This is a genomic window from Methylobacterium haplocladii (assembly GCF_007992175.1).
Lineage (GTDB): Bacteria > Pseudomonadota > Alphaproteobacteria > Rhizobiales > Beijerinckiaceae > Methylobacterium > Methylobacterium haplocladii.
In genome coordinates this window covers 59,075-76,708 of sequence record NZ_BJZT01000006.1, presented here as the reverse complement: position 1 = coordinate 76,708, position 17,634 = coordinate 59,075, and the positions used below count along the sequence as shown (strand labels likewise).

19 protein-coding genes are annotated in these 17,634 nt (G+C 68.4%); 12 read left to right on the top strand and 7 right to left on the bottom strand.

Going from position 1 to position 17,634, the window contains the following annotated elements; all coding sequences use genetic code 11:
• The first annotated feature begins 178 nt into the window (after positions 1 to 178).
• The 4 genes from MHA02_RS03885 to MHA02_RS21995 all read left to right on the top strand — a co-directional run bounded on the left by MHA02_RS03885 (position 179) and on the right by MHA02_RS21995 (position 5,025).
• On the top strand, positions 179 to 1,642 hold the full coding sequence (locus MHA02_RS03885; protein WP_147076709.1) for a sensor histidine kinase: 1,464 nt from the start codon (positions 179 to 181) through the stop codon (positions 1,640 to 1,642).
• Positions 1,642 to 3,522: a putative bifunctional diguanylate cyclase/phosphodiesterase gene (locus tag MHA02_RS03880; RefSeq protein WP_210245050.1), complete on the top strand. Its 1,881-nt coding sequence runs from the start codon at positions 1,642 to 1,644 to the stop codon at positions 3,520 to 3,522. Before MHA02_RS03885 ends, MHA02_RS03880 begins: the two co-directional genes overlap by 1 nt.
• Positions 3,523 to 3,753: 231 nt before the next feature.
• On the top strand, positions 3,754 to 4,776 hold the full coding sequence (locus MHA02_RS03875) for a tyrosine recombinase XerC (RefSeq protein ID WP_147076707.1): 1,023 nt from the start codon (positions 3,754 to 3,756) through the stop codon (positions 4,774 to 4,776).
• Positions 4,777 to 4,884: 108 nt separating this feature from the next.
• Positions 4,885 to 5,025 (top strand): hypothetical protein, encoded by a 141-nt coding sequence (locus MHA02_RS21995; RefSeq protein WP_170249007.1) that lies wholly within the window; start codon positions 4,885 to 4,887, stop codon positions 5,023 to 5,025.
• Between the two features lie 135 nt (positions 5,026 to 5,160).
• Here the strand turns inward: MHA02_RS21995 and MHA02_RS03870 are convergent, their stop codons facing one another.
• Both MHA02_RS03870 and MHA02_RS03865 read right to left on the bottom strand, forming a co-directional pair.
• Positions 5,161 to 6,630 carry a sodium:solute symporter family protein gene (locus MHA02_RS03870; RefSeq protein WP_147076705.1) on the bottom strand — a complete coding sequence of 490 codons (1,470 nt, stop codon included), beginning with the start codon at positions 6,628 to 6,630 and terminating at the stop codon, positions 5,161 to 5,163.
• Positions 6,627 to 6,824, bottom strand: a complete 198-nt coding sequence (locus tag MHA02_RS03865; protein WP_147076703.1) for a DUF3311 domain-containing protein — start codon at positions 6,822 to 6,824, stop codon at positions 6,627 to 6,629. The genes MHA02_RS03870 and MHA02_RS03865 overlap by 4 nt, the downstream gene beginning before the upstream one ends.
• 177 nt (positions 6,825 to 7,001) lie before the next feature.
• On the opposite strand from MHA02_RS03865, the gene MHA02_RS03860 reads away from it, so the two are divergent.
• On the top strand, positions 7,002 to 7,190 hold the full coding sequence (locus MHA02_RS03860) for a hypothetical protein (protein WP_147076701.1): 189 nt from the start codon (positions 7,002 to 7,004) through the stop codon (positions 7,188 to 7,190).
• Position 7,191: 1 nt separating this feature from the next.
• Here MHA02_RS03860 and MHA02_RS03855 read toward each other — a convergent pair whose 3' ends face one another.
• Positions 7,192 to 8,688: a hypothetical protein gene (locus MHA02_RS03855; RefSeq protein ID WP_238180209.1), complete on the bottom strand. Its 1,497-nt coding sequence runs from the start codon at positions 8,686 to 8,688 to the stop codon at positions 7,192 to 7,194.
• Between the two features lie 289 nt (positions 8,689 to 8,977).
• Between MHA02_RS03855 and MHA02_RS03850 the strand changes: the two genes are divergently transcribed.
• On the top strand, positions 8,978 to 9,376 hold the full coding sequence (locus MHA02_RS03850) for a DUF3775 domain-containing protein (protein ID WP_147076699.1): 399 nt from the start codon (positions 8,978 to 8,980) through the stop codon (positions 9,374 to 9,376).
• A gap of 151 nt (positions 9,377 to 9,527) precedes the next feature.
• Here MHA02_RS03850 and MHA02_RS03845 read toward each other — a convergent pair whose 3' ends face one another.
• The 3 genes from MHA02_RS03845 to MHA02_RS03835 all read right to left on the bottom strand — a co-directional run bounded on the left by MHA02_RS03845 (position 9,528) and on the right by MHA02_RS03835 (position 11,232).
• Entirely contained in the window at positions 9,528 to 9,743 is a 216-nt protein-coding gene (locus tag MHA02_RS03845; protein WP_147076697.1) for a hypothetical protein, read from the bottom strand.
• A gap of 199 nt (positions 9,744 to 9,942) precedes the next feature.
• A complete protein-coding gene (locus MHA02_RS03840) occupies positions 9,943 to 10,992 on the bottom strand; it encodes a bifunctional riboflavin kinase/FAD synthetase (RefSeq protein ID WP_147076695.1) in 1,050 nt (349 codons plus the stop codon).
• A 75-nt stretch (positions 10,993 to 11,067) separates the two neighbouring features.
• Complete coding sequence (locus tag MHA02_RS03835) at positions 11,068 to 11,232, bottom strand: hypothetical protein (RefSeq protein ID WP_170249004.1); 165 nt, start codon at positions 11,230 to 11,232, stop codon at positions 11,068 to 11,070.
• Between the two features lie 382 nt (positions 11,233 to 11,614).
• Here MHA02_RS03835 and MHA02_RS03830 point away from each other — a divergent pair, with 382 nt between their 5' ends.
• A complete protein-coding gene (locus MHA02_RS03830) occupies positions 11,615 to 11,998 on the top strand; it encodes a response regulator (RefSeq protein ID WP_147044648.1) in 384 nt (127 codons plus the stop codon).
• A 110-nt stretch (positions 11,999 to 12,108) separates the two neighbouring features.
• Positions 12,109 to 12,348: a hypothetical protein gene (locus tag MHA02_RS03825; protein WP_147076691.1), complete on the top strand. Its 240-nt coding sequence runs from the start codon at positions 12,109 to 12,111 to the stop codon at positions 12,346 to 12,348.
• Between the two features lie 137 nt (positions 12,349 to 12,485).
• Here MHA02_RS03825 and secB read toward each other — a convergent pair whose 3' ends face one another.
• Complete coding sequence (secB, locus tag MHA02_RS03820) at positions 12,486 to 12,995, bottom strand: protein-export chaperone SecB (protein WP_147076689.1); 510 nt, start codon at positions 12,993 to 12,995, stop codon at positions 12,486 to 12,488.
• Between the two features lie 421 nt (positions 12,996 to 13,416).
• Between secB and MHA02_RS03815 the strand changes: the two genes are divergently transcribed.
• The 4 genes from MHA02_RS03815 (at position 13,417) to rho (ending at position 17,628) form a co-directional block, all read left to right on the top strand.
• On the top strand, positions 13,417 to 14,151 hold the full coding sequence (locus tag MHA02_RS03815) for a Tim44/TimA family putative adaptor protein (RefSeq protein ID WP_147076687.1): 735 nt from the start codon (positions 13,417 to 13,419) through the stop codon (positions 14,149 to 14,151).
• Positions 14,152 to 14,166: 15 nt separating this feature from the next.
• On the top strand, positions 14,167 to 15,372 hold the full coding sequence (mltA, locus tag MHA02_RS03810) for a murein transglycosylase A (RefSeq protein ID WP_147076685.1): 1,206 nt from the start codon (positions 14,167 to 14,169) through the stop codon (positions 15,370 to 15,372).
• Positions 15,373 to 15,381: 9 nt separating this feature from the next.
• The gene (locus MHA02_RS03805; RefSeq protein ID WP_147076683.1) at positions 15,382 to 16,044 is read left to right on the top strand and encodes a Smr/MutS family protein; all 663 of its coding nucleotides are present in this window, start codon (positions 15,382 to 15,384) and stop codon (positions 16,042 to 16,044) included.
• A 237-nt stretch (positions 16,045 to 16,281) separates the two neighbouring features.
• Positions 16,282 to 17,628 carry a transcription termination factor Rho gene (rho, locus tag MHA02_RS03800; RefSeq protein ID WP_147076681.1) on the top strand — a complete coding sequence of 449 codons (1,347 nt, stop codon included), beginning with the start codon at positions 16,282 to 16,284 and terminating at the stop codon, positions 17,626 to 17,628.
• The last annotated feature ends 6 nt before the right edge of the window (positions 17,629 to 17,634 follow it).

Genomic DNA, 17,634 nt, shown 5'->3' with positions numbered 1-17,634 from the left:
CCGCAGCCGGCGAATGCATGCATTGGACAATGCTGTTGAATGCTTAATGATGCAACAATCTCTCCGGTATGTTTTACGGCTAATTAATGCCCTGTCTGATCTACGCAAGAGGGTCGATATACTGAAAATTAACGTGTGAACTCATACTTAGCAGGGTGGAAATTCCCCGGATGTGGCGATGCGACACACCTTCGAGCACATCGTCGACTGGTTCATTCCCCAATCCGCTCATCTCGAGCGTTCGGATCTCTCGGTCACGCGCAATTTCGTCCTGACGCACGTCTTCGGGCCGCTGATGTCGCAGTCGATGTGCGTGTTTCTCTATCGCACCGATCCCGATCCCGGATTTCCTTGCTACACGGTCATCGCCTGTGTGTGTCTGTTCTGGACGCTGCCCTTCGTCCTCAAATATACGCAAAGCATCAAGCTCGCGGCCTTTCTGTCGGTCGAGATGCTCGCCTTCACCGCCCTGTTCGGAACCTACCATTACGGCGGCGCGAGTTCGCCCTGCCTGCCGTGGCTGATCATCGCCCTGCTGCTCGGGTTCTTCTACTTCTCCGAACAACAGATGCTGATCGTCGGGCTGTTCGCGCTCAACGTGACGGTGTTCTTCGTCGCCTATCTGAGTACCGGCTTCCCGCAGATCGTACCGGTGGCCGATCTCGCGATCGTGAGTTGGATCTCGATCGTCTCGGCGACGCTCTACATGTCCTGGATGGCGATCTACTACTCGCACGTGATGTCGATGCGCTCGCAGATCGAGAAGGAGACCGAGCGCTACCTGGCGGCTAACGAGCAGCTTCAGATCGTCAAGGAGCTCGCCGACGCCGCCAACCGGGCGAAATCCGTGTTTCTCGCCAAGATGAGCCACGAGTTGCGGACGCCGCTGAATGCGGTGATCGGCTACAGCGAGCTGATCCTCGAAAACATCCCCCCCGGCAGCGACGCGACCAAGCAGAAGGACGTGCGCAGCATCAACGCCGCCGGGCGCCACCTGCTCTCGCTGGTGGTCGACGTGCTCGACCTGTCGAAGATCGAGGCCGAGACGATCGAACTCAACGTCGAGACCTTCGATCTCGGCCACCTGCTGGAGCAGGTCGTCGCCACGGTGAAGCCGCTTGCCGACGCCAACGGCAACGCGCTCACCGTCCAGCAGCTGACGCCGTTCGGCACGATGCACACGGACCAGACCAAGCTCCGCCAGATCCTGGTGAACCTGCTGAGCAACGCCTCGAAGTTCACGCGGAACGGCAGCGTCACCCTCTCGGTGCGGATGGACCGCAAGCCGACGGGTACCTGGCTCGACGTGCGGGTGCGCGACACCGGCATCGGCATCTCGCAGACCGATATCGGCCGCCTGTTCCAGAACTTCCGTCAGGTCTCGGCCGCGACCGCCCAGCAATACGGCGGGACCGGACTCGGCTTGGCGCTCAGCCAGAAGCTCTGCACCCTGATGGGCGGCAGCATCGGCGTCACCAGCGAACTCGAAAAGGGATCCGTGTTCAGCTTCTGCATCCCGGCCGAAGTCGCCGAGCCCCAGCCCGACGTCGCGTCCGACCACGCTCTCGCGCCTGCCGCTCTTCTGCCGACTGCTCGTCTGCCTTCCGCTCTCGTGCCTGCCGCCCTCGGGGTCCAGTTCTGATGAACTTTCGCGACAATCTTGCGTTCGACCAGAGCTATCTGGCGAACGCTCCGGCCGGCGAGCCGCAGAAGGCCGCGCGCCTGCTCATCGTCGACGACATCGCCGACAACCGCACGATCCTGCTGCGCCGCTTCGGGCGCCGCGGTTTCGAGGTCGCCGAGGCCGATGGCGGCGCCCGCGCCCTCGAGATGATCGAGCGGCACAGCTACGACGTGATCCTGCTCGACGTGATGATGCCGGATGTCGACGGTATCGCCGTGCTGAAGGCGATCCGGGCCAAGTACACGCCGCTGCAGCTCCCCGTGATCATGGTGACGGCCAAGGCCGAATCCGAGAACGTCGTCGAGGCCCTGAACCTCGAGGCCAACGACTACGTCACCAAGCCCGTCGACTTCGAGGTGGCGCTGGCCCGGGTGAACGCCCAGGTCGACCGCAAGCGTGCCGAGGCCAAGATCGCCTCGGCCGCCAACGAGCTCCGGCAGGTCAACGACCAGCTCGAGCAGCGCGTCGAGGAGCGCACCCGCGAACTCGTCGAGATCAACCAACAGCTGCAGGGCGAGATCGTCCAGCGCCAGCAATCGGAAGCCCGCTCGCGCTTCCTCGCCCTGCACGATCCGTTGACCGGCCTGCCGAACCGCCGCCAGTTCCGCGACGAGCTCGTCAGCGGCATCGCGGCGGTCCGCAACGAGCCCGGCCAGTCGGTGGCGATCCTGTTCGTCGACCTCGACGGCTTCAAGGGCGTCAACGACACCCTCGGCCATGCGATCGGCGACATGCTGCTCCAGGCGGTCGGCGAGGATTTCCGGGCCGTCATGGAGCGCTCGGACCGGATCGCGCGGCTCGGCGGCGACGAATTCGCCATATTGCAGGTCGGCAACAAGCAGCCGGACGGCGCCATCGCCCTGGCGACCCGGCTGATCGAGATCGCCAGCCGCGAGCGCGTGATCCACGGCCACCTCACCACCATCGGCGCCAGCGTCGGCATCGTGATCGGATCGGGCGGGGACGACGACCCGGAGGAGCTGCTGAAGTCGGCCGACCTCGCGATGTACCGCGCCAAGATCGAGGGCCGCGGCACCTTCCGGATCTTCGACCCGGCCATGGACGCCCATGTCCAGGCGCGGCGCTCGCTGGAACTCGACCTGCGCAACGCCCAGGGCCTCGGCCAGTTCGAGGTGTTCTATCAGCCGCAGATCTCGCTGAGCTCCCGCAAGGTCTCGGGCTTCGAGGCGCTGCTGCGCTGGCGTCACCCGATCCGCGGCATGGTCTCGCCGGCCGAGTTCATTCCCCTCGCGGAGGAGATCGGCCTGATCGTTCCGATCGGCGAATGGGTGCTGCGCGAGGCCTGCCGCGAGGCGGCCGGCTGGCCGGCCGCGCTGACGATCGCGGTCAACGTCTCCTCCGTGCAGTTCGTGCGCGGCAGCCTGGTGCCGGCCGTGGTCAGCGCGCTCGCGAATTCGGGCCTGCCGGCCGAACGCCTGGAGATCGAGATCACGGAATCGGTCCTGCTTCAGAAGACCGACAAGAACCTCGACATGCTGAACCAGTTGCGCGCGCTCGGCGTCCGCATCTCGATGGACGATTTCGGCACCGGCTATTCGAGCCTGAGCTATCTGCGGATGTTCCAGTTCGACAAGCTCAAGATCGACCGTTCGTTCATCGAGGACGTCACCAGCAACCGCGACTGCAGCGCCATCGTCAGCGCGATCCTGGGGCTCGGCACCAGCTTCGGCATCCCGACCATCGCCGAGGGCGTCGAGACCGAGGACCAGCTCGCGCATCTCACCGGCGAAGGCTGTACCGAAGTGCAGGGCCGCATCTTCAGCATGCCGATCGACGCGCACGAGGCCCGGAAGATCATCGAACGCATCGGGGTCTGACGACGGCGTCATGTGCCGACCGCATGGACGCCGCCATTCGCCCCATGATGCACAATGAATACGCTTTGAGCGCCGGTGATGCTTTGTTATGATCCCGACGCTTCTTCCCAGGAAGTGTCCCAACGATCGAAACTCAGCGCGCCCTTCCGGCGCGCTTTTTCGTTGGCGAGGGTCCGCCACGCGCCGCGTTAACACCTCCTCAACCATAACGACCCTTGATGGGCGCCAGCGATGGCAGCCCTCCCCTCCCAAACCGACGAACCGCCCGATGACGGCGGCCCCGTGTCGTTCGCCGGCGATGCGCTGCTGCGCGCGACAGCCGAGGCCTGGATCGACGGGCTCGCCCGCGAGCGGCGGATGGCCGGCAACACCTGCGAGGCGTATGCCCGCGATCTCCACCAGTTCCTGAGCCATCTCGACCGCCGCGCCGGCACGCCGACGATCGCAAAGCTGGTGTCGCTGAAACCGCGCGACGTGCGCGGCTTCATGGCGGCGCGGCGCGCCGACGGGCTGACCGGCCGCTCGCTGATGCGGGTGCTCGCCGGCATCCGCTCCTTCGCCCGCTATCTCGAACGCGAGGGCCATGGCGGCGTCGCCGCGCTCGGCGCGGTGCGCTCGCCCAAGGTCGAACGCCGCCTGCCGCGTCCGCTCTCGATGGAATCCGCCATCGCGGTCACACGGTCGGAGAGCCGCCCCGACGACGACCGTGAGCCCTGGGTGCTCGCCCGCGACGCGGCCGTGATCGCCCTGCTCTACGGCTCGGGCCTGCGCATCTCGGAGGCGCTGGGCATCGTCCGCAAGGACGCGCCGTCGCCGGGCATCGACGAGGTCCGCGTCGTCGGCAAGGGCGGCAAAACCCGCGCCGTGCCGGTGCTGCCGGCGGTGTCGCAGGCCGTGGCCGCCTATCTCGCGGCCTGTCCCCATCCCCTCGATCCGGAGGGGCCGCTCTTCGTCGGCGTGAAGGGCGGGCCGCTCTCGCCGCGCGTCGTCCAATACGCCATGGCGGCCTTGCGCGGCGCCCTCGGGCTGCCGGACAGCGCGACGCCGCATGCGCTGCGCCACTCTTTCGCGACGCACCTGCTGGCGCGCCAGGGCGAGCTGCGGGCGATCCAGGAGCTCCTGGGACACGCCTCGCTCTCGACGACCCAGCTCTACACCCGTGTCGATGCCGACCGCCTGATGAGCGCCTTCGACGCCGCGCATCCGCGCGCGGGCCGGGTCGCCGCCGTCGGGCCGGGGGCGCCGTCTCGGTAGAATTCCGCAGGAATGCGGAAACCGTCCTTCGTATTGCCGCGATTGGGTCGCGGTATGTCACCCCCAGGCAACGCCACGGCGTCGCCGCGTAAAAAATTGGAGCTTGCGATGCCCGTGATCGGAATCTGCGTAGCGATCCTTCCGGTTCTCGCCGTCCTGGCCGTCACCGCCGTGGTGAAGACCCTTCTGCTTCCGTTCTCCGCCGTCCGGGGGCTCTACCGGAGCCACGCCGCCGCCCGCGCCGCCTGATTCTCGGCCGGCGCATCGGCCGACGGTCGTCCGTACGACGCGCGGATCCCGATCAATTCGACCCGTCGACGGTTCTGGATTCCGGGTTCTCGCCTTGAGCGAGCCCCGGAATGACGCTGTGAGCCGACCTGCCCTCTAGTCCGTCACCGCACGCGCATTTGCGCCCGCTCGCCGTGACGCGACACTGACAACCACCGCAACCACGACGTTCAACACCAGCGCGACGACGCCGATGTTGAGGTCCTGGACCGGGCCGGGCAGCATCGGAAACAGGCTCGCCATCGTGTGACCGCCGATCGCGGTCACCGCCACCGCACCGACCCCCGCCACGATGCCCGCCGCCGCGCCCTCCTTCGAGAGCGGATTGCGCGCCATCAGGCTCGCGAGCAGGGCGGGAAACAGCTGCGTGACGAAGGCGTAGCCCATCAGCAGCAGCTGCACGATCGTCTCGCCGCCGTGCAGAGTGAAGCCCACGCAGACGAGCGCGAGGACCGGCGCCACCAGCTTGGCGAGCCGGCCCGTCGAGGCGTCCGTCGCGGCGGGGCGCAGCGGCCGGTAGAGGTTGTGCGCCACGAGGGTCGCACCCGAGATCAGGATCATCGAGCCTGGCACCAGGGCCGTGAACACGCCGGTCGCGCCGATCACGCCGACGAACCAGGGCGGGAACGTCTCGATCGCGAGCTTGAACAGGGCGAGGTCGACGTCGGGCCCCTTCAGCCCCGGCACCTGCAGCACCGCCGCGAAACCCGCGAAGAACACGAACAGCAGCATCAGCTGGTAGAGCGGCAGGAACACCGCGTTGCGGCGAAACACGTTCGCCTCGCGCGCCGTGTAGACCGAGCCGAAGATGTGCGGGAACATCCAGCCGCCGAGCGCGGTGAGCAGCGTCGTCGAGGCGAACCAGCTCGCGCTCTGACCGCGTTCGGGCAGCGCCAGGAAACCGGGCTTGGCTTGGTCGATCGCCCGGAACATCGGCTCGATGCCGCCATAATAATGGTAGGGCAGGTAGAGCCCGAGAAAGACCACCACGGACAGGATCAGCACGTCCTTGATGACGGCGTTCCAGGCCGAGCCGCGCACGCCCGACGCCATGACGTAGGCCGTCACCGTCCCCGCGCCGATCCAGACCGCGATCGTGGGCGAGATCGCCCCGTAGGAGGCGGTGGCCACGATGATGCCGAGGCCCTTGAGCTGCAGCACCATGTACGGGACCAGCGCAACGATCCCGACCAACGCCACGAGGATGCCGAGCGCTGGGCTGTCGTATTTCGCGGCGAAGAAGTCGGGCTGCGAGAAGAGCTTGCGGGCCTTGGCGTAACGCCAGACCGGCGGCAGCAGCCAATAGGAAATCAGGTAGATCAGGCAGAGGTAGCAGAGGATGTAGTAGGTCGGCCCGCCTTTGCCGTAGGCCCAGCCCGAGGCGCCGAGGAAGGTGAAGGTCGTGTAGACCTCGCCCGCCATCAGCAGGAACACGAGCATCGTCCCGAAGCCGCGGCCGCCGACCGTCCATTGTTCGAGATCCATGTCGTGGCCGGAGCGCGCCCACAGGCCGAGGCCGAGGATGACGCATACGGCGAGCGCGATGATCGGCAGCGCGGCGTTCATCGCTCGATCTCGGAGCGGGCCGGATCGCAGAGATAGATCACGCCCATGATCGCGGAACTCGCGACGACGCAGGCGACGAGCCATGTGAGCAGCAGCGGCATGCCGAAGATCATCGGCTCGACCCGGTTGAACACGAACGGCCCCCCGAGCATGCCGAGGAACGGCAGCAGGCCGAGCCATTTGATGTGTTTCATGCGGCACCGGATCGCGAGGGTGGGACAGGACGGGCGCGGGCCATGTCCCCGGAAGGCAAGTTTGGCGCCCGAACCTTCGCAAGAACCTGCGCAATGGCAAGTCTTGCCGGCCGCGAGCGACCGCCTATCATCCCGGTGTCGCGGATCGGCGGAGCGCCGCACGGGAGTTCAAGTCGCATGTCGTTCTTCATCGGGATCGGATGTTCCTGGCTGCTCGTCGCCGTGATGATGCTGTGGGCGCACAGGCGCGCCGAGGATCCCACGACGGGGCAATGGCGCTCCGAGCCATCGACCCTGTTCGGTGGGCCGGACCATGCGGCGAACGAGCCGGCGCCTGTCGCGACGAGCACATCCGCCGCCGCTTGAGCTAGCGCGAGCGCACCGTCCAGGTGGACCAGTAGACCGGGCGGCCGTAGAGGCTCGACCCGGCGCTGCCGTCCGAGCGCGGGGCGAGCCGGTCGAGCCAGGTGAGGAATCCGCCCTTGGTCGGGTAGGCTGCCGGCGTGTCGACGTTGCCGTAGCGGTCGGTCATCCAGAAGAAGCCGTCGCGACCGTAGCGCCCGCCGCCGTCACCGCCCGAGCGCAGGCCGAGATGGGCCGGCGAGCGTGCCGCGCTCGCCGGTTCCGCGAACAGCGGCAGGTCCTTGAACGCACCGAGCGACAGGTCCGCGGTGTAGTGCAGGCAGATGTCGGCCACCGGACCGCCGGCGGCGTTGGCCGGCCGGAAGCAGGAATAGGCCAGAACCCAGCGCTCCATGCCCTTGGCCTTGCCGACCCGCACCAGCGTGTCCGGCGGCAGGGTCTCGATGACGGTCCGGGGCGCAGACCACGCCCTCTCGGCGCCGACGTCGCGGCTGGTGCGGAGGTACAGCCCGAGCCGGCGCTTGGACGTCGGCTCGGCGCAATCCGCCGGGAGCACGTCGGTGTAGAAGTAGTGGTAGGTCTGTTCGACCACGCTGATCGAGCCGACCAGCCCCTGCACGTCGAAGCCCCGGCCTGCGCAATTGCCGACGATCGGCTTGCCGGCCTCGTCCATGACCGGCGCCAGGGCCGCCGGCTCGGGGCGTCGCGCCCGACGCGCGCGGCGACCGCGCGGCGCCGTCTCCTGCTCGCCGAACGGCACCCATTCGGCCGCCTCGGAGCCCTCGCGCCGGGATTTGACGTCGAAGTTCTCGAAATCGAGGGTTCGCGCCTGGATCAGGACGTGGCGGAGATTTTCCTCGACGGCTTCGGTGGCGATCATGAAGACGTATTGATAGTCGTCGCCGGCCCAGTCGCGTCCGGCCACGGTCATCGGGTCGCGGGCGCCGCTGCCCTCGCGCACGGCTTGGACGGGGCGGGCCGCCTCCGGCTTCGCCTCGCGGCTCCGGCGGCCACGGCGCCTCGGCCGGGGCTGGCGCGTCTCCTCGCGAGCGGAGGTCCCCCAGAAGCGGTACGCCGTCGGCGGCATCGTCCCGGCGAGCTGCTCCGCCAGACGGCCGGACCGGACCGAGCCGCCGGCATTCGGATCGGTCGCCCGCAGATCCGCCGCGCAGGCCTCGTCCTCCCGGCGCTTGCCGCCCTCGCGCAACGGCTCGGCATGGAACACGACCTGGAGAGGACCTGGCGCGCTGCGCGCCTTCAGCCGAACGATCTGAACGCCGTAGCCGAAGCGACAGGGTGGCGGCGCATAGAGCACGCCCTCGGGTTCGCTGCCGGACCGGCAGATCTCCAGCGCCCCGCCGGCCGTCGGATAGCAGGCCGGCGCCGTCGTCTCGGGCTCGGCACGGGCCGGCGAGGCCCAGGCGAGGGCCAAGGCCGCCAGAGTGAGCCGACGCGCCAGGCGGGGCTGCGGGAGGGTGAGGATCGGAGGATACACAGGCATGCGGTAGCGCGCTCTCCGGATGGGAGAAAGCGAACGTGCGGCTGAAAACATGGACGGTCGCGGCATGAGGCCTGGGGCGTAGTACCGAGGAGGTCGAGGGAGGCTTTCGTGCCGGACGGATCGAACCCGCGGCGGTCTTCGTGAGTTAGGAGGTCTCCGGCCACCGAGCCTCGGCAGCGTCCCCCGGACGCATTCCGAACGCACCGGACCCGCTTCCGGCTCCCTGCCTGCCTGCGGCCGCGGCGGCCGGACCCACCGTCCCGTTCACGACACCGCGTCAGGAGTTTCCATGGACATCGCCGTCGACACCGTCACCGAGATCGTCCTACGGCTGAGGGCGATCGAGGTGAAGGAGGGCGCCACCGACCCGGATTCGGGCTCGAACCCGATCGATGACGGCGCCACCGACGTGCTCACCGCCGGCACGGACGATGCCACGGAGAGCGAGGTTCGCGGCATGATCCGCGGTCTCGACGACGATCGCCGCGCCGAACTCCTGGCGCTGCTCTATGTCGGCCGCGGCGACATGGATGCGCTGGACTGGGACGGCGCGGTGGCCTTCGCCCGCGAGCGCGAGGCGGCGGGCGACGGCGCCGTCAAGGAGCTGCTGCGCACGCCCGATGCCGGAAACCTGCTGGAGGAAGGCCTCGACGCCCTCGGGATCGCCCCAGGGCTTCCGGAGGCCTGATACCGACGGCCGAAAGCTTCGACGCCTTCCGGCGGCGGCCGTCGGTAAGCACGAATGCACGCTGCAGCTGGTGCGGCGGACGGCCCTGAAGGCGTCAGCCGTATGGGCCGCTGGTATGATGTCACCGGGTGGAGGCGGCGATCGGCCGGCTCTACTCCTTTACCCGGCGACACTCGGTCTTGAGGTAGGAGGTCTTGCCGATCTCGTCGCGCAGATCGGTGCGGGCAATGATCTCCTGCCAGCCGCTCGTGCAGCCGAGCTCGTTCGCGACCCTGACCTTGCGCACCTCGCTGGCCCTGTCGTCGGTGCAGTCGGCCTGCGGGATGCCGTTCGCGCAGACGAGGACGACGGCGATGAAGGCGTTCATGGGCGAGTCTCCGCGGGGCCGGCGCTCGACGCACGGGACGGCGCGGGCCAACCGATACGCAACAGCATAGCCGGATGTTCCTGAACGCCGGAGCGTGCTGCACCTTCGAGGACGCAGCCGCACGCTTCAGCCCTCCGTTATCGCGTCATGTTCTCGAGCAACCGGATTCCACTGTCCGGATCGTGCTTTGGGAGAGAGCCTAACCGAGCATCGAGGCGGCAGCGTCGCCGACGAGCATCGCGCGCGCCTCGGCCGCGTCGACATGCATGCGAGCGACCAGAGCCTCCGCACTCGCGAAGCGTTCCTCGCCGCGGATGAAGCCGACGAATTCCACCGCGATCTCCTGCTCGTAGAGATCGCCCGAAAAATCGAACAGATACGTCTCGAGCAACGGCGCGCCGTCGTCGAAGGTCGGCCGCCGGCCGTAGCTCGCGACGCCGTCGCGCAGGGTGCCGTCGGGTAGGCGCACGCGCACGGCGTAGATGCCATGCGCCAGACCGCAAGAATCGAGCGCGAGATTCGCCGTCGGGAAGCCGAGTTCGCGGCCGCGCTTTTCGCCGTGACGGACGGTCCCCAGCACGAACCAGCGATAGCCGAGCAGCGCGTTCGCAGCCGTGACCGCACCGGCGCCGAGGGCGGCCCGGATCGCGCTCGACGAGATCGGCGGCTGCCCGGGCTCGGGCGAGACGGCGGGCACGATGCGACAGGCCAGCCCGGCCGTCGCGCAGAGATCCGCCAGGATCGCCGGCGTTCCCGACCGGCCGCGTCCGAAGTGGAAATCGTGCCCGATGACGACACCCGACAGGCCGAGCTGAGTCTTGAGGAGGCCGTCGACGAAATCCGCCGGGCTCTGGCCGGCGAGGTCCGCGTCGAACCGACGCTCGATCAGCCCGTCGAGGCCGAGCCGGGCGAACACGATCTCCTTCGCCGCCGGGCCGGTGAGGCGGAACATCGGCTGGTCGGGCGCGAAATAGGCGCGCGGATGCGGCTCGAAGGTCAGCGCCGCCGCCGGGCGCCGGGGCGCGATGCGGCAGGCCTCTTCGCGCACGGCGTCGATCAGCGCGCGGTGCCCGCGATGGACCCCGTCGAAATTGCCCAGGGCGACGACGGCTCCGGCGAGTTCCGGCGGCAGCGGCTCGACGTCGCGCGCGATGACGAAGCGCGCCGTCCGGTCCGGGGGCCAGGCCGTGGAATCGCTCGGGTCACCCGCGGCGCCGGCCTTCCGGACGGTCTCCTCTCCAGACGACATCGGGTCCTGCGCGTTGCGATTCCGGCGCCGTCCCTGTCGAAAAGCGGAGGGCGGGTCAAGCGAGCCGCCCTGGTCTCACGGCAGGAACGGGAGCGCGAGGCGTACCACGACGCCGTGCCGGTCATCCTCGATCACGTGGGCGACATCCTGAACGATCCAGCGCGCAGGCGCCCCTGCATCGAAATCGATGATCACGCTCTCGCCGATGCGCGGCAGCGGATCGCCGAGTTCATACGGCAAAGCCCGACGCTTTGGCGGGGCTCCACGCTGATCATTGCGACTTGTAGTGACATAAACAATCTCAATCTCAGCCACAGGTCGTTTCCATGGCACGTCCGCACTGAATTTCACGTGCAACGAAGACGATATGCAGCACGGCCGCCCTATTACGGAAGCCTGTTCTTTTGTTTCTGCGCAGGACGGCCCGGGTTCGACTACCGAGGACAGTAAGATGTCTCGGATCCATCGGCGAACGACATGCGTCGGCGGATACGACGACGCGATCGGGTCGGCGCGGCGCCGGACGCCGCGGATTAACCGCTTTGCAACGCCGTCCGCATAATCTGATGCCGATCACGGAGCCGCCTCACGGCACCGGCACCGCTCCCGGAGCAGTCCTTCCATGGCCCTCGACCTCGGCATGCCGATCCTCGTCGTCGACGATTACCAGACGATGGTCCGCATCATTCGCAACCTGCTGAAGCAGCTCGGCTTCGAGGACGTCGACGATGCCTCGGACGGCACGGCCGCGCTCGGGCGGCTCAAGACCCGCAAGTACGGCCTCGTGATCTCAGACTGGAACATGGAGCCGATGACCGGCTACGAGTTGCTGCGCCACGTCCGCGCCGACGAGGGCCTGCGCACCACGCCGTTCATCATGGTCACGGCCGAGTCCAAGACCGAGAACGTCATCGCGGCCAAGAAGGCCGGCGTGAACAACTACATCGTCAAGCCGTTCAACGCGGCGACCCTGAAGAGCAAGATCGAGGCGGTCTGCGGCGCCTGATCGGCCGGCTTACGGCCAAGCTGCCTTGATCGCGCCAAGCGGACCGCGAATACTGCCCCGATCGCCCCACCAGAGGGCGACGGGGTCGTAACGACTCGAAGGGGCTGATCATGACGACCGTCGAATCGACGCCGGGTAACGCCGGACAGGCGAAATCCGGCGACGTCCTGGCATGGGCGACCGCCCAGGGACGTCTTCAGCATTCCATCGCATCGACGCTGCTGGTCATCGCAGCCGCCCGCGCCGAGCGCGAGGCGCCGCCGATCCACGCGGCACGCCGGCATCTGGCCGCCGTCTACGGAGCCACCCGCCTCCGCCGCCGCCTCGAACGCGAGACCGTCGCGGGCTGACGCCCCGGGCCTTCGGCGCCGTGCCCGATCGCGTTGCAATCGGCCACGGCCCCAAAGCGATTATCGTGTCGCGCACTGCTGCGCCGACCCGGTTGCCGCTTCCGCGGAGTGCGCCCGAGCGGCCGAGGGCGTATCGATCAGGAGGCCAGCGGCCCGGTGGGCTGGGCACCCGCTGCGCTCTGCGCTTCCTCGGCCTTCTGGCGGTAGAGGCCGACGAAGTCGATCGGATCGATGTAGAGGGGCGGGAAGCCGCCGTTGCGCACCGCGTCGGCGACGATCTGCCGGGCGAACGGGAAGAGCAGCCGCGGGCACTCGATCATCACGGCCGGATGGATTTGGTCCTGCGGGATGTTGCGCATCCGGAAGACGCCGGCATATTTCAACTCGAAGGCGAACAGCACCTCGTTCTTAACCTTCGCGTCGCCTTCGAGCGTCAGCACGACTTCGAAATCCTGCTCGGCGAGCTGCTGCGCGTTGACGTTCACCTGGATGTTGATCTGCGGTCCGCCGTCCTGCTGCTGCGGCGAGCGCGGTGCGAGCGGGTTCTCGAAGGAGAGGTCCTTGGCGTATTGCGCGAGGGCGTTGATCGCCGGCGCGACGTCTTCGGTCTGCGGCGCGCCGCCGTTCGGTGCCGAAGTATCGGCCATGACGTGTCTCCTTCCTGGACATTTCCGGGCCTCGACGCCCGTGCCCTCTTGCAGGCCGGGTCTCGATCCGGCCGCCGGGGCGCGAGCGCGCTACCATGCCCGCATGAGGCGAACAAGCGAAAGCCCGGCGGGCCGCCGGGAGATCCCGGACCTGCGAACGGCCGGAAATCCGGTGCGCCGGCGAGCCGAGATCACGGCTGCCATGCGCCTGCGCCCTCACGCCGTCTGGAACCGCTCGCGATGTCGCCCCATATCCGGCTATCATCGCGAGCGTGCCCCTCCGCGCCGGCCCGTGTTCTGGCGGCTCGATCCTTGCGCGGGGCTCGGCTAAAGGGCGCGGGCGGGGCGGTTCGCAGCGCCTCGCGGCCAGAGCACGTTCGTGTCTGTCAAGTTCGTGCGGTGACCACGACCCGGATCGGTGATGCAGGATTCCTTCGACGTTACGACGATCATCTTCCTGGCGCTGGCGGTCTTCGTGATCTGGCGGCTGCGCTCGGTGCTGGGACAGAAGACGGGGGCCGAGCGCTCGCCGTTCCGCCCGGTGGAGCGGAACAGGACCGAGCCGCCGTCCGGCCGGCCGGACGGGCGCTCCGACGGCGACAACGTCGTCCGCCTGCCCGGCGCCGATCGCGGACAGGCGCCCGCCGCCGCTGCGGCCGTCGCGCCGGCCCGCGACTGGCGCGGCATCGCCGAGCCGGGTTCGCCGGTGGCCGGCGGCCTCGAGCAGGTGCTTCAGCTGGAGCCGGCCTTCGATCCGCGCGCCTTCGTCGAAGGCTCGAAGAAGGCCTACGAGGCCATCGTCCTCGCCTTCAACAAGGGCGACCGCAAGACCCTGCGGACGCTGCTTTCGCGCGAGGTGGCCGAAGGCTTCGAGCGGGCGATCACCGAGCGCGAGCAGCGCAAGGAGACGGCCGAGACCACCTTCGTGTCGATCGACAAGGCCGAGATCGTCGCCGTCGACGTGAAGAACCGCGTGGCGCAGATCACCGTGCGCTTCCTGTCGAACCTCATCACCGCGACGCGGGACGCCGAGGGCAAGGTGGTGGACGGCAGCGCCGAGGCCGTAGTCGAGGTGCCCGACGTCTGGACCTTCGCCCGCACCATGGGCAGCCGCGATCCGAACTGGCAGCTCGTCGCCACGGAAGCCGGCAGCTGATCGGGCGCGCGAACCATGTCCGCCCCAAGGCACACGGCCTCCACCGCGTTCGGGGCGGCATTCCTCCTCTTCAGTCCCGGGGCTTTCGCCGCTGAACCTGTGCGGATCGGCGACGCCGTCCTCGAACCCGTCGAACTCGCAAGCCTGCCGGGCTTCGCGGACGACGACCACGCCGCCGGGCTCGATGCGTTCCGCCTGACCTGCGGCGCACCGCTCGCCTCGTCGAGCCAGCCGGCGGGCGTTCGCGGATCGTTGACCGATCTGGCGGCCGCCTGCGCCAAGGCGCGCGATCTTCCGCGCGAGGCGGCGCGCAGCTTCTTCGAGACCGCCTTCAGCGCCTACCGCGTGACGCGGCCGGCGCGCGTCATCGAGGCCGAGCGGCGTGCGGGTTTCCTCACCGGCTACTTCGAGCCGGAACTCAGCGCGTCGGCGGTTCCCGGCCCCGGATTCACCGCGGCCATCCTGGCGCGGCCCGACGACTTGGTGACCTTCGAGCCGGGACAGGTTCCGCCCGGCCTCGACCCGTCGCTGCGCGCGGCCCGGCGGACGGCCTCCGGCTTCGAGCCCTATCCGGACCGCGCCGCGATCGAGGACGGCGCGCTCGGCGACCGGGCCAGGCCGCTGCTCTGGCTGCGCGATCCCGTCGACCTGTTCGTGCTGCAGGTGCAGGGATCGGGACGCGTGCGACTGCCCGACGGCCGCAGCCTGCGGGTGCGCTACGACGGCAAGAACGGACGTCCCTACAGTTCCGTGGTCAAGACGATCGTGACCGAAGGTCATCTGCCGCTGGAAGGCCTGACCTTCGCCCGCTGGGCCGGATGGCTGCGTGCCCATCCGGTCGAAGCCCGCCGGCTGATGCGCACGAACGCGGCCTATGTCTTCTTCAAGGTCGAGGCAGCGGCGGACGCCGCGCTCGGCCCCCCCGGCGCAGCCGGCGTGCCTTTGACCCCGGGCCGAAGCCTCGCCGTCGATTCCACGCTGTGGCGCTACGGCCTGCCGTTCTGGCTCGACGGGCGGGTTTCGCCGGGTAGCCAGACGCCGGGGCAGCTCGTCGTCGCGCAGGATACCGGCTCGGCCATCGTCGGCCCGGCGCGCGGCGATCTCTATCTGGGGACGGGCGATGCCGCGGGGGCCGCCGCCGGCAACCTGCGCCATGCGATCGGCTTCGTCGTTCTGCTCCCGAAACCGGCGGCAGCGCCGGTTTCGGCGGATGCCCGCTGAGGCGACGCGATGAGACCGCCGCGACGCCTGCGCCTCCTCTCCGGCGAGGAGGCGCGTCTCTGGAGCGAGATCGCCAAGCTGATCACGCCCCTGCGCGGCCGGGCGAAGCCGAAGCCCGAGCCGGACGTGCCGAAGCCGACACCGTCCAAGCCCGAGAGCCGCCGCCCGGCCGTCGCCGCGAAGGCAGCCGAGGCTCCGCGGCCGATCCCGCCTGCGGCCAAACCGGCGCCGAAGCCGGCCGCGCAGCGGCCGGTCAAGCTCGCCGATCTGGCTCCGATGCCGATGGCGGCGCAACCGCGTCCCTTCAAGTTGACGAACGCTTCCAAGCCGCCGGGCCTGGAGCGCCGCGAGCGGATGGGCCTCCGCCGCGGGTCGCTCGCCATCGACGCCCGCATCGACCTGCACGGTCTCTATCAGGCCGACGCCCATGCCGCCCTGGTCGGCTTCCTGCTGCGCGCCCGCGAGGCGGGCCATGCCCGCGTCCTCGTCGTCACCGGCAAGGGCGGCGACAAAGGACCGGCGTCGGCGTTCTCGGAGCGCGGCGTGCTCCGGCGCAGTGTGCCGCATTGGCTGCGCGGCGCGGAACTCGGCCATTTCGTCCTCGGCTTCGAGGAGGCCGCGCGCCACCATGGCGGAGCCGGCGCGCTCTACGTACGCCTGCGCCGCCGCTGATCAGATCTCGCAAGATCGCCGGCACTTGAGCCGGATCACGAAACGCGGTAACGACACATGCTCTTCGATCGAAGCTGCATCGCATTCAGGGACACCCGAGGTCCCGCTCACGGCGTTGCAGGGGCCGATCGCTTCTGGCGATGATGAACTCGACCTGAGGCGCTCGTTGCGCGCCCGGCTCGATACCTCCCGACCTCACCGTCCCGTTCCCGCACTCCGTCGGCTCGAAATCCTCACATGACGTCACAGAACGACGCTCCGACCCCTGTCGACGAAGCCGTCGTCGAGGGGCCGCTCGCGGCTTCCGATCTCGATGCCGTGCGCGAGGTCAAGCTCCAGGATCTCAAGTCGAAGACGCCGACCGAGCTCATCACCTTCGCCGAGGAGGTCGAGGTCGAGAACGCCTCGACCATGCGCAAGCAGGAGCTGATGTTCGCGATCCTGAAGCAGCTCGCTGCCAAGGAGGTCGAGATCATCGGCTCGGGCACCGTCGAGGTGCTGCAGGACGGCTTCGGCTTCCTGCGCTCGTCGGATTCGAACTACCTGCCCGGCCCGGACGACATCTACATCTCGCCGCTGCAGATCCGCCGCTTCGGCCTGCGCACCGGCGACACCGTCGACGGTCCGATCCGAGGCCCCAAGGACGGCGAGCGTTACTTCGCATTGCTCAAAGTGAACACGATCAACTTCGAGAACCCGGAGAAGATCAAGCACAAGGTCCATTTCGACAACCTGACGCCGCTGTTCCCGACGCAGCGCTTCAAGCTCGAACTCGACGCGCCGCCGAAGAAAGACTTCAGCCCGCGCATCATCGACATCGTCGCGCCGATCGGTAAGGGCCAGCGCGCGCTGATCGTCGCGCCGCCGCGCACCGGCAAGACCGTGCTGATGCAGAACATCGCGCAGTCGATCACCATCAATCACCCCGAGTGCTATCTCATCGTGCTGCTCATCGACGAGCGCCCGGAGGAGGTCACCGACATGATCCGCTCGGTGAAGGGCGAAGTCATCGCCTCGACCTTCGACGAGCCGGCCACCCGTCACGTGCAGGTCGCCGAAATGGTGATCGAGAAGGCCAAGCGCCTCGTCGAGCACGGCCGCGACGTGGTCATCCTACTGGACTCGATTACCCGCCTGGGACGCGCCTACAACACGGTCGTGCCCTCGTCCGGCAAGGTGCTCACCGGCGGTGTCGACGCCAACGCCCTGCAGCGCCCCAAGCGCTTCTTCGGCGCGGCCCGCAACATCGAGGAGGGCGGCTCGCTCTCCATCATCGCCACCGCGCTGATCGACACCGGATCGCGCATGGACGAGGTGATCTTCGAGGAGTTCAAGGGCACTGGCAACTCGGAGATCATCCTCGACCGCAAGGTCTCCGACCGCCGCATTTTCCCGGCCATCGACATCACCCGCTCGGGCACCCGCAAGGAGGAGTTGCTGGTTCCGGCCGACGCCCTCAAGAAGACCTACGTGCTGCGCCGCATCCTCAACCCGATGGGCGTCACGGACGCGATCGAGTTCCTCATGGACAAGCTGCGCCAGACCAAGAGCAACGGCGACTTCTTCGACTCGATGAACACCTGAACGGCG

What these genes read in the sequence shown, in the direction of transcription:
- MHA02_RS03885 (WP_147076709.1), top strand. Translation starts at nt 179, where the DNA reads ATGCGACACACCTTCGAGCACATCGTCGACTGGTTCATTCCCCAATCC.
- MHA02_RS03880 (WP_210245050.1), top strand. Translation starts at nt 1,642, where the DNA reads ATGAACTTTCGCGACAATCTTGCGTTCGACCAGAGCTATCTGGCGAAC.
- MHA02_RS03875 (WP_147076707.1), top strand. Translation starts at nt 3,754, where the DNA reads ATGGCAGCCCTCCCCTCCCAAACCGACGAACCGCCCGATGACGGCGGC.
- MHA02_RS21995 (WP_170249007.1), top strand. Translation starts at nt 4,885, where the DNA reads ATGCCCGTGATCGGAATCTGCGTAGCGATCCTTCCGGTTCTCGCCGTC.
- MHA02_RS03870 (WP_147076705.1), bottom strand. Translation starts at nt 6,630, where the DNA reads ATGAACGCCGCGCTGCCGATCATCGCGCTCGCCGTATGCGTCATCCTC.
- MHA02_RS03865 (WP_147076703.1), bottom strand. Translation starts at nt 6,824, where the DNA reads ATGAAACACATCAAATGGCTCGGCCTGCTGCCGTTCCTCGGCATGCTC.
- MHA02_RS03860 (WP_147076701.1), top strand. Translation starts at nt 7,002, where the DNA reads ATGTCGTTCTTCATCGGGATCGGATGTTCCTGGCTGCTCGTCGCCGTG.
- MHA02_RS03855 (WP_238180209.1), bottom strand. Translation starts at nt 8,688, where the DNA reads ATGCCTGTGTATCCTCCGATCCTCACCCTCCCGCAGCCCCGCCTGGCG.
- MHA02_RS03850 (WP_147076699.1), top strand. Translation starts at nt 8,978, where the DNA reads ATGGACATCGCCGTCGACACCGTCACCGAGATCGTCCTACGGCTGAGG.
- MHA02_RS03845 (WP_147076697.1), bottom strand. Translation starts at nt 9,743, where the DNA reads ATGAACGCCTTCATCGCCGTCGTCCTCGTCTGCGCGAACGGCATCCCG.
- MHA02_RS03840 (WP_147076695.1), bottom strand. Translation starts at nt 10,992, where the DNA reads ATGTCGTCTGGAGAGGAGACCGTCCGGAAGGCCGGCGCCGCGGGTGAC.
- MHA02_RS03830 (WP_147044648.1), top strand. Translation starts at nt 11,615, where the DNA reads ATGGCCCTCGACCTCGGCATGCCGATCCTCGTCGTCGACGATTACCAG.
- MHA02_RS03825 (WP_147076691.1), top strand. Translation starts at nt 12,109, where the DNA reads ATGACGACCGTCGAATCGACGCCGGGTAACGCCGGACAGGCGAAATCC.
- secB (WP_147076689.1), bottom strand. Translation starts at nt 12,995, where the DNA reads ATGGCCGATACTTCGGCACCGAACGGCGGCGCGCCGCAGACCGAAGAC.
- MHA02_RS03815 (WP_147076687.1), top strand. Translation starts at nt 13,417, where the DNA reads ATGCAGGATTCCTTCGACGTTACGACGATCATCTTCCTGGCGCTGGCG.
- mltA (WP_147076685.1), top strand. Translation starts at nt 14,167, where the DNA reads ATGTCCGCCCCAAGGCACACGGCCTCCACCGCGTTCGGGGCGGCATTC.
- MHA02_RS03805 (WP_147076683.1), top strand. Translation starts at nt 15,382, where the DNA reads ATGAGACCGCCGCGACGCCTGCGCCTCCTCTCCGGCGAGGAGGCGCGT.
- rho (WP_147076681.1), top strand. Translation starts at nt 16,282, where the DNA reads ATGACGTCACAGAACGACGCTCCGACCCCTGTCGACGAAGCCGTCGTC.